Source organism: Pseudomonas guineae, from assembly GCF_900113745.1.
In the GTDB taxonomy this organism is placed as follows: domain Bacteria; phylum Pseudomonadota; class Gammaproteobacteria; order Pseudomonadales; family Pseudomonadaceae; genus Aquipseudomonas; species Aquipseudomonas guineae.
Genome location: NZ_FOQL01000001.1, coordinates 1,751,598 through 1,764,268 on the forward strand (window position 1 = coordinate 1,751,598; position 12,671 = coordinate 1,764,268).

Annotated in this window: 8 protein-coding genes; 1 reads left to right on the forward strand and 7 read right to left on the reverse strand. The window is 60.9% G+C overall.

Annotated features, from left to right (window positions below; all coding sequences use genetic code 11):
- Nucleotides 1–5: 5 nt before the first annotated feature.
- Complete coding sequence (gene aspA, locus BMZ32_RS07910) at nucleotides 6–1,430, reverse strand: aspartate ammonia-lyase (protein WP_090241604.1); 1,425 nt, start codon at nucleotides 1,428–1,430, stop codon at nucleotides 6–8.
- A 306-nt stretch (nucleotides 1,431–1,736) separates the two neighbouring features.
- On the opposite strand from aspA, the gene BMZ32_RS07915 reads away from it, so the two are divergent.
- Nucleotides 1,737–2,642 (forward strand): LysR substrate-binding domain-containing protein, encoded by a 906-nt coding sequence (locus tag BMZ32_RS07915; RefSeq protein WP_090241125.1) that lies wholly within the window; start codon nucleotides 1,737–1,739, stop codon nucleotides 2,640–2,642.
- 55 nt (nucleotides 2,643–2,697) lie between these two features.
- On the opposite strand, the gene BMZ32_RS07920 is transcribed toward BMZ32_RS07915, so the two are convergent.
- From BMZ32_RS07920 to BMZ32_RS07945, 6 genes are all read right to left on the reverse strand, one after another.
- Nucleotides 2,698–3,810, reverse strand: coding sequence for a polyamine ABC transporter substrate-binding protein (locus tag BMZ32_RS07920; RefSeq protein WP_090241127.1), 1,113 nt, complete (start codon nucleotides 3,808–3,810; stop codon nucleotides 2,698–2,700).
- 29 nt (nucleotides 3,811–3,839) lie between these two features.
- Nucleotides 3,840–4,868: a histone deacetylase family protein gene (locus BMZ32_RS07925; protein WP_090241129.1), complete on the reverse strand. Its 1,029-nt coding sequence runs from the start codon at nucleotides 4,866–4,868 to the stop codon at nucleotides 3,840–3,842.
- Between the two features lie 206 nt (nucleotides 4,869–5,074).
- The gene (locus BMZ32_RS07930; protein ID WP_090241605.1) at nucleotides 5,075–6,067 is read right to left on the reverse strand and encodes an AraC family transcriptional regulator; all 993 of its coding nucleotides are present in this window, start codon (nucleotides 6,065–6,067) and stop codon (nucleotides 5,075–5,077) included.
- A gap of 199 nt (nucleotides 6,068–6,266) precedes the next feature.
- A complete protein-coding gene (gene atzF, locus BMZ32_RS07935) occupies nucleotides 6,267–8,072 on the reverse strand; it encodes an allophanate hydrolase (protein WP_090241131.1) in 1,806 nt (601 codons plus the stop codon).
- 145 nt (nucleotides 8,073–8,217) lie between these two features.
- Nucleotides 8,218–11,820, reverse strand: a complete 3,603-nt coding sequence (uca, locus tag BMZ32_RS07940) for an urea carboxylase (protein ID WP_090241133.1) — start codon at nucleotides 11,818–11,820, stop codon at nucleotides 8,218–8,220.
- 215 nt (nucleotides 11,821–12,035) lie between these two features.
- Nucleotides 12,036–12,671 carry an urea amidolyase associated protein UAAP2 gene (locus tag BMZ32_RS07945; RefSeq protein ID WP_090241135.1) on the reverse strand — a complete coding sequence of 212 codons (636 nt, stop codon included), beginning with the start codon at nucleotides 12,669–12,671 and terminating at the stop codon, nucleotides 12,036–12,038.

Here is a 12,671-nt window from a genome sequence, read left to right on the forward strand (position 1 = left end):
CTGGCTCAAGGCTGCAGTGGGACGAGGCGTGGAGCAATCATGTTTTCCGGGCGCAGGATGTCGGCCAGTTCGGCGTCGCCCAGCAGCTTCTCCTCACGCACCAGCTCCAGCACGCTGCGGCCACTTTCCAGCGCCACCTTGGCGATGCGCGTAGCGTTTTCGTAGCCGATGTAGGGGTTGAGGGCAGTGATCAGGCCGATGGAGTTTTCCATCAGTTCGCGGCAGCGCGCTTCGTTGGCAGTGATGCCGTCGATGCACAGCTCGCGCAGCATATCCATGGCGCGGGTCAGCAGGCGGATCGAGTCGAAGATCTTGTAGGCGATCAGCGGCTCCATGACGTTGAGCTGCAGTTGGCCACCCTCGGCTGCCATGGTCAGCGCCAGGTCGTTGCCGATCACTTCGAAAGCCACTTGGTTGACCGCTTCCGGGATCACTGGATTGACCTTGCCCGGCATGATCGAGCTGCCTGGCTGGCGGGCCGGCAGATTGATCTCGTTGATCCCGGTGCGTGGGCCGCTGGAGAGCAGGCGCAGATCGTTGCACATCTTCGACATTTTTACCGCGGTGCGCTTGAGCATGCCGGAGAACAGCACGAACGCGCCCATGTCCGAGGTGGCTTCAATCAGGTCAGCGGCCGGGGTCAGCGGCTGGCCGCTGATGATCGCCAGGCGCTTAACGGCCATCAGCTGGTACTGCGGGTCGGCGTTGATCCCGGTGCCAATCGCCGTACCACCCAGGTTGACTTCAGTGAGCAGGGTTGGCGCCAGCAGCTTGAGGTGCTGCAGGTCTTCGCTGAGGGTGGTGGCGAAGGCGCGGAATTCCTGACCGAGGGTCATCGGCACGGCGTCTTGCAGCTGGGTGCGACCCATCTTCAATACGTGGTTGAACTCCAGGTGCTTTTTCGACAGCGACTGGATCAGCTTATCCAGTGCGGTGAGCAGGCTTTCGTGGCCCAGCAACAGGCCGAGGCGAATGGCGGTGGGGTAGGCGTCGTTGGTCGACTGCGCCATGTTCACGTCGTTGTTCGGATGCAGCTGCTTGTAGTCACCCTTCTCAAAACCCATGGCTTCTAAGGCGACGTTGGCGATCACCTCGTTGGCGTTCATGTTGGTCGAGGTGCCGGCGCCGCCCTGAATCATGTCGACCACGAACTGGTCGTGAAACTCACCCTGAATGATGCGTGCGCAGGCAGTGCTGATCGCCGTGTGCTTGGCCGCAGACAGGTGGCCCAGCTCGCGGTTGGCGTCAGCTGCAGCCTGCTTGACCATGGCCAGCGCGACCACCAGTTTCGGGTAATGCGACAGCGTCACGCCGGACAGGCGGAAGTTCTGCACGGCGCGTAACGTCTGAATGCCGTAATAGGCGTCAGCAGGAACGTCGAGGGTGCCGAGCAGGTCTTTTTCGATGCGCGATGATGCAACAGGGGACATGATGGTTACGGTCTCTGAGAGGACGGCTTGTGCCGCGATGTGCCGTAGATTAAGGGCTGCAGCTTGGTGCTGGCCAATGCTGTTAAACGCTAGGTCATGCATAATCGGCATAATGTCGATGTGACGTCCGCTTGCGCTCGAACGTGCACTCTACCTGTGGGAGGGGCTCCAGCCGCGATCGTCGCCGCTACGACTGCATGGATGCAGAGCTTAGGGTGGATGACACTTTACCCATCCACCACAACTGAATGCCGGCTGAGCGGTGGATGAAGAGAGCGTCATCCACCCTACAAAACAGGAGCGACGATGAACCTTGAAAGTAAATGGCTGGAAGATTTTGTCACCCTGGCCGCCACCCGCAGCTTTTCTCAGGCGGCGCAAAAGCGTTTCGTCACCCAGCCGGCATTCAGCCGGCGCATCCGCAGCCTGGAAAACATGCTCGGCTTGACCCTGGTGGACCGCAGCTGCACACCGGTTGAATTGACGGAGTCTGGCCAGCTGTTTCTGGTCACGGCGCGCAGCATTGTCGAGCAGCTGGGTGAGGTGGTGCGCCACCTGCACAACGTCGAAGGCCAGCAGGGCGAGGTGATGCAAATTGCCGCCGCACATTCGCTGAGCTTGGGTTTTTTTCCCGAATGGATCGCTCGCCTGCGCCGCGAAGGCCTGCCGTTGCACACCCGTTTGGTGGCCACCAACGTTGGTGAGGCGGTGCACGCCTTGCGTGACGGCGCCTGCGATCTGATTCTGGCCTTTTATGATCCGGACGCGGCGCTGCAAATGGACCCGGAGATTTTCCCCTCACTGCACCTGGGTCGTACTGAGATGTTGCCCGTGTGCGCAGTCGATCAAGACGCTCAGCCATTATTCGATTTGGACAGCGGGCAAAGCGTACCGCTGCTGGCTTACACCGCCGGCGCCTTTCTCGGCCGTTCGGTCAATCTGCTGCTGCGCCAACGCGCGCTGCGTTCCACCACTGTGTATGAAACGGCCATGGCTGACAGCCTGAAAAGCATGGCCTTGCAGGGCATGGGCGTGGCCTGGGTGCCGCGCTTATCGGTGACCGGCGAACTGGCGCGCGGTGAGCTGGTGGTGTGCGGCAATGCACAGTGGCAGGTGCCACTGGAAATTCGCCTGTACCGCTGCGCCTTGGTACGCAAGGCGTCGGTGCGCCTGCTCTGGCGCAAGCTGGAAACCGGCGAGGTCGGTGGCTAAAACCCTGTGCTGAATATCGCCGGCGCAGCAGATTTCCCGCTGCGCCGTGATGACATCAGGTACCCGACTTGATGGTGTTCCAGGCACGGGTGCGTATGCGTTCGATCTTCTGCGGCAGCGGTTGCAGCACGTAGAGGGTCTTTTGCGCTTCGGCGGTTGGCGTCAGGCCGGGGTTGTCGCGGATCTCTGTGCCCACCAGTGGCATCGCGGCCTTGTTCGGGTTGGGGTAACCGAGGAAGTCACTGATCGGAGCGACGACTTTGGGGTCAAGCAGGTTGTTGAGGAACTCGTGGGCTTCGCTGACGTTTTTCGCACTTTTCGGGATGGCGAAGGAATCGAACCACAGCGGTGCGCCTTCCTTCGGTAAGCGCCAATCGACCACTACACCGTTGCCGGCTTCTTTGGCGCGGTTGGCGAATTGGTAGAAGCTGCCCGAATAACCGATGGCCACGCAGATATTGCCGTTAGCGATATCGGTCATGTATTTGGCTGAGTGGAAGTAGGTGACGTAGGGACGAATTTTTAGCATCAGCTCGGTGGCTTTTTTGTAGTCATCCGGTTTTGTGCTGTTGGGGTCTAGGCCCAGGTAGTGCAGGGCAATCGGCAGGATGTCGCCGGGTGAGTCGAGCATGGCCACGCCGCATTGCTTGAGCTTGCTGATGTTCTCTTCTTTGAAGATCAGGTCCCAGCTGTCCACCGGGGCATCGGCACCGAGCACGTCTTTGACCTTGTCCGGGTTGAAGCCGATCAACACGGTGCCGTACATATAAGGCACGGCGTACTGGTTGCCGGGGTCGTTGGCGGTCATCAGTTGCAGCAGGCCGGGATCGAGATTCTGCCAGTTGGGCAGCTGGGATTTATCCAGCTTCTGAAATACGCCGGCTTTGATTTCGTTTTCGAGAAAGGTGTTGGTCGGCACCACCAGGTCGTACCCCGAGTTGCCGGTAAGCAGCTTGGCTTCCAAGCCTTCGTTGGTGTCGAAGATATCCCAGGTCAGCTTGATGTCGCTGTTGGCGGCAAAGTCTTTGGGCACCGAGGGCAGCATGTAGTCGGCCCAGTTGTACACGCGCAGTTCGCGTTGCGGCTCTGCTGTTGCGGCCTGCGCTGCACTGGCGAATAACGTGGCGCCGCAGATGGCGCTGGCGAGCAGGTGTTTAATTGTTTTCATAGTGTTCACCTTTGTGTGTGGAGGAGGGCTTAAGCGCCCTCGAAGCCTTCCAGAACATTCACGGCATTCACACCGATGGCCTCGACCGCATAACCACCTTCCATGACAAACAGCGTCGGCTTACCCAAGGCAGCGATGCGTTTACCGATGGCCAGGTAATCCGGGCTGTCGAGTTTGAATTGGGAAATCGGGTCATCCTTGAAAGTGTCCACACCCAGCGAGACGACGATCACCTCTGCGTCGTACTCGGCGATGCGCTCGCAGGCTTGATCCAGCGCCGCACTCCACACCTCCCATGGGCTGCCCATGGGCAACGGGTAGTTGAAGTTGCAGCCTTCACCGGCACCTTCGCCGCGCTCATCGCTGTAGCCAAGAAAGAATGGGAATTCTTCAGCCGGGTCGCCGTGGATGGAGGTGAACAGCACATCATCCCGGGTATAGAAAATATCCTGCGTACCGTTGCCGTGGTGGTAATCGACATCGAGGATGGCCACGCGCTGTTTACCTTGGTCGATAAAGGCCTGGGCGGCGATGGCGGCATTGTTCAGGTAGCAGTAGCCGCCCATCAGCTCACCCGCGGCGTGGTGGCCTGGCGGTCGGCATAGGGCGAAGGCGCTGTGTGCACCGTTGGCGATTTCTTGCTGGGCGCTCAGCGCCACTTGCGCAGCGCTGTAGGCGGCTTGCCAGGTGCCGGCGGTGATCGGCGCGCCGCCGTCAAAGCTGTAATAGCCCAGTTGGCCGTGTAAATCGGTGGGGATCACTGGGCGCAGGGTGCGTGCCGGCCAGGTGAAGGGCAGCAGGTCGCCATTGCCGTTTTGCGCTTGCCAACGTTCCCAAGCACCTTTGAAGAAATCTAAATAAGCGGCGCTATGGATACGTTCGATGGGCGCGCGGCCGAAATCTTTCGGTGCGTGGATGTCGCCCAGCTGGCGATCTTTGACCCGCTGCAGGATGTGATCGGCGCGTTGGGGCTTCTCGAAACAGGGCATTAGCTGACCATCGATCAGCTCGCAGCTGCCGTGGTGCAGGTGATGGTCGTCGCTGTAAAAGGTCAGCATGCAGGTAGCTCCCAGGCTTATTGTTCTAGCCACCATTGTTCGCCGCTAATGCGCTGCGAAAGAACGCTGACAACGGCCAAAAGGGGATAGAAGTGGCCATATTTATGGCCGTCACTTCTCTGTGGGAGGTGCTTTAGCCGTGAACTGAATAACTCGCCGCTGAAGCGCCTCCTTACCGTGCGGCTCCTTTCGTAACGGCGTTAGGTTTATGCGCGAAAGCGACTCGGCGCCACACCGCTCCAGCGCTGGAAGGCATGACGAAAACTGGCAGTCTCGCTGTAGCCGAGGTGTTCGGCGATGCGGCAGATGGGCCAGTCTTCCTGGCTGAGCAGGGCTTTGGCGTGCTCGAAACGCAGCTCGTCGAGCAGCTCCTGATAATGCGTGCCGAGTTCTTGCAGGTGCCGGCGTAGGGTGCGCGGCGAGCAATGCATCTGTTGCGCCAGTTGTTCTAGACCCGGCGGTGCAGTGAGTTGTTCGCTGAGTAGTTGGCGAATGCGCCCAAGCCAGGCTTGGCGGGTGGTGAACTCGGTATTTTGCTTGCGGCAACGGCTAAGCATTTCACGGTGGGTCACCGCGTCGGCCAGGGGCAAGGGCTGTTGTAACCAGTGCGCGGGAAAGACGAAGGCATTATGGGTGGCGTTGAACTGCAGGGGGCAATTGAAGCTCAGTGGGTAGCGGCCGCTGTATTGCGGTTCGTTATAGCGGAATTGCGCTGCGCTCAACGGCAGTGGTTGGCCGAGTAGGTCGTCACACATCAGCTTGAGTGACGCCAGGCACATTTCCAGGTTGAACACCTCCAGCTCCGGACGGTGTTGGTAATCACTGGCGCAGACCCAAGCCAGCTCGCCCTCTACCTGCAGTTTGAGTTTGAAGTAGGTGCCGAGCAACGCTGGAAATTGCAGCAACAGCTGCAAAGCGTCACCCAAAGTGGCACTCGACAGGGCGGCGTAACCGAGCATGCCATAGGCTGAGATGTGCATTTTGCGGCCCAATTCGAGGCCCAGGTCGCGGCGTAACTGCAAAGCATTGGTGCACACCTGTAATTCTTGGGTGCGAGTGATGCGCGTGTCTGCGCAGTTCAGGTCCGCGGGGTCAATGCCGCTGCCGGCTAGAAGCTGAGGGGTGAGCTCAGGCTGTTCGGCAAATGCCGAGAGAATCAGTGAGACCACGTGCAAGGTGGTGAGGTGGGCATGCAACATCGACAGCATCCGCTAATTCGTGTGCCTGAATTGCAGCAAGAAGCGTACCGCGACTTTGCTTAGGTATGCGTCATCTTCGGCCAGCATCGTCTGTCGCGCGAGCGTCAGAGTGGTTTGTTTAGCCAGTTGTGGCCGCTGCTGATCTAGCAAAACACGTGATCGGCAGCGGCTACCGCGTGGATCTGTCGCGCGATTGAGCTCAATCTTTGCTCTGCATATAGGCGCGCCAGCCGCCGAAGGCGCTGATGTTGCTAGCGCCATCTAGGCCGTAAGCCTCGCAGATAAAGCCGCTTTCCCAGGCGCCGCTGGCCAGTTGTACTTTGCCCAAGCCCAACGGCGCGGGAATACCGGTGAGGAAGGAGCCCAGCTCGCTGCTAGGTAGTTCCCACACTTCTACGGGGATACTCACGCCGCCTTCGGCGACGCGGACCATGCCCGGCCGAAATGGCGGTCCACCGGCCAGGGCGTACAGCTGATAGTCGGGGGAGCTGAGCGTGGCCTCAACCAAGCGGCCGCCGCGCTGCTTGAGTTGCCAATTGAGCGGCAGGCCATTCAGGTGCGCGCCGCAGACCACCACGCGGGCCATGTCGTTACGGGCAGTGTTGGCCGGTGCTGGGCCACTCAGGCGGCGTTCGCCGACCAGCGGCAAAGCCTGCTGACGTTGCAGCGCATCGGCCAGGCTCAGCAGGTATTGATCAGTAAACACCCGTCCAAACAGGGTTACGCCCCACGGCAGGCCGTTGGCCATGAAACCAGCCGGCACCGCTACCGCGGCGTAATCGAGCATGTTCATAAAGTTGGTGTAATAACCGAGATCCGAGTTGCGCTGCACCGGCTCGGCTTCTAGTTCGGCCAGGGTCACTGGGCGCGGATAGGCGGGTGTGAGTAAACAATCCAACCCGGCCATCAGTTGATCGCATTGGGCTTTGAGGGCTTGCAGTTGGTACTGCGCTTCGAAGGTTTGCACAGCGCTAAAGCCGGCGGCTTTGCCCAGTACATCCTTGATCACCGGCAACACGGCCTCCGGTTGCTGTTCGATCAGCGTCCCGGCCACGCTGTAGCGCTCGGCAACCCAAGGGCCGGCATAGAGCAGGCGAGCGGCGGCCAAGAACGGCGCGAAGTCGACTTCCACCGGTTCACCGCCAAGGGCTTGCAGTTGCTCGATGCTCTGCGCGAACAGCGCTGGGCTTTGTGTGCAGCCGAGAAACTCCAGCTGCTTGGGCACGCCAAAACGAAAACCTTTACGCGGCGCGCCGAAGGCACTGGCATCGTTCCACAGTGGGTTGCTACGGCTGTATTGATCGCGGGAGTCGTGCTTGGCGGTCAGGGCCAATAATTGGCTGGACTCCATGGAGCTGGCGGTGAAATAGGTCACGCAATCCAAGCTGCGGCAGGCCGGCACCACACCGGCGGTGGAGAGCAGGCCCTTGCTGGCTTTCAGACCGACCAAGTTATTCAGCGCCGCCGGTACTCGGCCGCTGCCTGCAGTGTCGGTGCCCAAGGCAAAGCTGGCCATGCCCAGCGCTACGGCGAGTGACGAACCGGCGCTGGAACCGCCAGCCGGATAATCCGGGTGCACGCTGTTGCGGCAAGCGCCATAGGGTGAGCGGGTGCCATTTAGACCGGTGGCGAACTGGTCGAGGTTGGTTTTACCCAGCGGCACGGCGCCGAGGGCGATGAGCTGCTCGACCAAGCTGGCGCTGCACTCGGGGGTATAGGCAAAGGCCGGGCAGGCAGCGGTGGTGGGAATACCGGCTAGGTCGATATTGTCCTTGATCGCAAACGGCACGCCGAATAGCGGCAGTTCGCTTGGCGACTTGCCGTCCAGCGCGGCCAGATAGGGTTCTAATTCGGCGGCGCTAAGCAGATGAATAAACAGATTGAACTCAGAGTTCAGCGCGGCCGACTGTTCACGCAGGGCGAGAATCAGTTGGCGTGGATTTAGGCTGCCATCGCTGTAGGCGGTTTTCAGCGCGCCAAGGCGCAGATCAAATTCGTGTTTCATATTCGTATCCTCGTCGGGTGGATGGTGTTTTTTTTCCATCCACCATCGATGCCGTGGCATCGCAAATGGGTTGGCCCTTTGGCCGGGCTTTTGGCCGGCCTTGCGGCCGGTTGGTGGGTCGGTGGAGCGTGACCCACCCTACGGTTTAGCTCTCCTCAAGCACCAACACCCGCTGGCCGGCACGCACTGCTGAGCCGGGTTGTACGCGCACTTCGCGGACGATGCCGTCGCGCGGCGCGAGCAGGGGGATTTCCATCTTCATCGACTCGAGTATCACCAGCACATCGCCGGCTTTTACCCGCGAGCCTTCCTCGACCTGCACCTGCCAGAGGTTGCCGGCGATATGGCTTTCGATGCTGTGTTGGCCAGCGCCCAGCGGGCGGTCTTCAGCGATTTCGACGGCCACTTCTTCACTGTCGAAATGCGCTTGGCCAGAGTCAATCCAGCGCTGGCGTTCGGCAGCAAAAGCACCGCGTTGTTGGGTGCGGAAGGCGTCGATGCCCTCGGCTTCTTTATCGAGAAACGCTTGGTAGTCGGCCAGCTTCAGTTCGCTGTCTTCGATACACAGGTCATAACGGCCCAGCGGGAAGTCGCGGCGGATGCGGGTGAGTTCGTCGGCGCTGACCGGGTAGAAACGGATCTGGTCGAAGAAGCGCAGTAGCCAAGGCTTGCCGTCGAAGGCGGCGACTTCGCGGTAGCGGTTCCACATTTGTAGGGTGCGGCCGACGAACTGGTAGCCGCCTGGACCTTCCATGCCGTACACGCACATATATGCGCCGCCGATGCCCACCGAGTTCTCGGCGGTCCAGGTGCGGGCTGGGTTGTATTTGGTGGTAACCAAACGATGCCGTGGGTCCAGTGGCGTGGCCACCGGTGCGCCGAGGTAAACATCACCTAGGCCCATCACCAGATAGCTGGCGTCGAAGACGGTTTTGTAGACTTCATCCAGATTGGGCAGGTCGTTTATGCGACGGATAAATTCCAAATTGCTCGGGCACCAAGGTGCGTCCTTGCGCACCGTGGTCATGTACTTGTCGATGGCCAGCTGGCAGGCCGGATCGTCCCACGACAGCGGCAGATGGACGATGCGTGACGGTACTTTGAGGTCCTGAGCGCTGCACACGGCATCCCATTCACCGGCAACGATGTCGATTAGATCACTCAGCGGCAACGTCTCGGGCTGATAGTGCACTTGCAGCGAGCGAATGCCCGGTGTCAGGTCAATCACGCCCTGCAGATTCTTGGCTTCCAGCGCCTGCATCAGCGCATGGCCGCGAAAGCGCAGCACCAAGTCCAGCTCTGGCGCGCCGATTTCCAGCAGCAAATGGGTATCGCCCGACAGGCGCGCGACCAGGCGTTTATCCGCGTCACCAATATCCAGAATGATCGGGCTGATTAGTTCGTGGGTTGGTTCGATGGCTGTTACTACTGCCCGTAGGCTAATGCTTTCGTTTTTGCGCCCATGGGCCAATTGCCGCGCGGTGGCAACATTCACCGGCACAAACTTGAGCTTATCGCCCGCCTTGAGCTGCCCGAGCTGCCACAAGTCGGCCTCGATGATGGTTACCGGGCAGACGAAACCGCCCAGGCTTGGGCCGTCTGGGCCGAGGATGACCGGCATGTCGCCGGTGAAGTCCACCGCGCCGATGGCATAAGGGTTGTCGTGGATATTGGAGGGGTGCAGGCCGGCTTCGCCGCCGCTGTCGCGTACCCACTCAGGTTTCGGGCCGATCAGGCGCACGCCGGTGCGGCTGGAGTTGAAGTGCACTTCCCAGGCAGTGGCGAGAAAGGTGGCGATGTAGCCTTCGGTGAAGTATTCCGGTGCGCCATGGGGGCCGTAGATCACACGGATTTCGCGTACCGCTGGCAGAGTGCGGCACAGCTCGGCCGGGAGTTGCGCGCCAGCATTCGGGTCAACCAAAGCTGGGATATGCAACACATCGCCCGCCCGCAGCGCGCGGCCGCCATGGCCGCCGAACTGGCCGAGGGTGAAGGTACTTTTACTGCCCAAATAGTCCGGCACTTGCAGGCCGCCGCGCAGGCACAGATAGCTGCGTGCGCCTGCGCCTGCGATGGTGCCGAGGCTGAGGGTGCTGCCAGCTTTGATCAGCAGCGCGCTGTTCATGGTCTGCTCGGCACCGTCGATGCTCAACGGAATGGGCGCGCCGGTGATGGCGATGACCGCATCGGTATTGAAGCGCAGCAGCGGTCCGCTCATGGTGATTTCCAGCGCAGCGGCGCCTTCTGCGTTACCCAGCAGGCGGTTGCCTAGGCGCAGCGCGCGGTCATCCATCGGGCCAGACGGTGGCACGCCAACGGCCCAGTAGCCGAGGCGACCGGGGTAGTCCTGCACGGTGGTTTGGGTGCCGGCGGACAGTACCTCGAAGGTCGTGGCCTGATAAGCCAACCCTTCCAGGCAGCGGGTCCAGGGGTGGCCGCTGGCGAACGGTGCGTCGACAAGGATCTGACGAATGTAGTCGCGGTTGGATTCCACACCGTATAGCACCGTATCAGCAAGGGCCTGGCTGAGTGCGGCACTGGCCTGATCGCGAGTGCGTGCCCAAGTGATGACCTTGGCGATCATCGGGTCGAAGTAGGGCGGAATCTCGCAGCCGGCTTCAACCCAGGTGTCGATGCGCAGCGCTTTGCCATCGGCAGCGGGGAAGTCCACGGCGGTTAGCAAGCCCGGGCTTGGCTGGAAATCGCGGCTCGGGTCTTCGGCATACAGCCGCGCCTGAACAGCATGGCCGCTGGCTTTTAGGTCTTTACCCAGCTCGCTCAATGGCGCCAGGTCGCCGGCCGCCAGCTCGATCATCCAGCGCACCAGGTCGACGCCCCACACTTGTTCGGTGACACCGTGTTCGACTTGCAGGCGGGTGTTGACCTCAAGGAAGTAGAAGCGCGAAGCCTCGCTGTCGTAGACAAACTCGACGGTGCCGGCGCTGCGGTAGTTGACCGCCTTGGCCAGCTTGATCGCGGCGGCGCAGAGCTCCTCGGCCATACCAGTCGGCAGGTTGGGCGCAGGCGTTTCTTCCAGCACTTTTTGATTGCGCCGCTGCACCGAACAGTCGCGCACGCCAAGGGCCAGAACTTCACCTTGGCCGTCGCCGAACACCTGCACTTCCAGGTGGCGGGCGCGCTGGATGTATTTCTCGATAAACACGCCGCTGTCGCTGAAGTTGTTTTGCCCCAGGCGTTTGACCGCGTCGAAGGCATCACTCAGTTCGGCGGCGCTGTTGCACACGCGCATACCGATGCCGCCACCGCCAGCGGTGCTTTTCAGCATCACCGGGTAGCCGACTTCGTCGCCGGCAAGCAGTGCCGCTTCTAGGTTTTCCAGCAGTTCGGTGCCTTCCAGCATCGGCACGCCGTGCTGCTTGGCCAGGGCGCGGGCGGTGTGCTTGAGGCCGAACACGCGTAGCTGCTCGGGCGTGGGGCCGACAAACGCAATGTCGGCCGCTTCGCAGGCTTCAGCGAAGGCAGCGTTTTCCGAGAGAAAGCCGTAACCGGGGTGGATGGCTTGAGCACCGGTCTGTTTAGCCACGGCGAGAATCTTCTCAACCTTCAGATACGTGCCAGCCGCTGGGCCTTCGCCGAGGCTAAAGGCTTCATCGGCCTGCTGGATATGCAGGCTGGCGGCGTCGGCTTCGGAGTAGACGGCCACGCCATGCACGTTGAGGTCGCGCAAGGTACGCAGGATGCGGCAGGCAATGGCGCCACGGTTGGCGATCAGCAATTTGTTGAACATGGATTTGCCCTCGAAAGGCAAGGCGGGCCGTCCCGCAGTATTCGGTCTGCACCACGGTCGTCCGTGATTGAAAGTCTGTGTTGCGGATGTCTGCGGACTTCGGCTTTGTAGAAGGGGGTCAGCCCACAGCTACGAGTCTTTCGGTGGTTGTTGCAGGCACTGGCCGGAGCGGCTTTGGCATAGCTGTAAGAGCCAGCGGCGTAACGTGCTTAGCTTCAATTCCATATCAGCACCTCGGCTGGGGTCGGGTTCCAGCCATTGCAGGGGTTGTTCAGCTGCGGGCAGTTGGAAATCAGTACGATGACGTCCATGTGTGCGATCAGCTCGACGTACTTGCCGGGTGCGGAGATGCCGTCTTCAAAGGTCAGGCCGCCCTCAGGCGTCACCGGCACGTTCATAAAGAAATTGATGTTGGCGCCGATGTCGGCTTTGTTCAGGCGGCCGTCGTGCAGGCTGGCGCGCAGGAAGTTATCGCGGCAGCTGTGCATGTAGCGTTTATCCAGCGCGTATCTGACGGTATTGCTCTCCTGGGCGCAGGCACCGCCGAGGGTGTCGTGACGACCACAGGTATCAGCGACGATGCTCAGCAGCGGGTTGCCTAGGTTGGAGTAGAGAACGCTGCCGGTGGTCAGGTACACGTTGTTCTGCCGACGCAGGGTGCGCTGCGGGTCGAAACGCTCGCGCGGGTTCTGCGCGCTGAAGAACAGGGTATCGACCGCCTGGTTGCCTTCCAAATCAAGCAGCCGCAGGGTTTGCCCGGCTTTGACTTCGCAGAGAAAGGGTTCGCCAGCCGGAATTACGGCGCGGTAAGCGGCGGTTTCAGCGTGCAGAGTGCTTGCTGTTAGAGACAT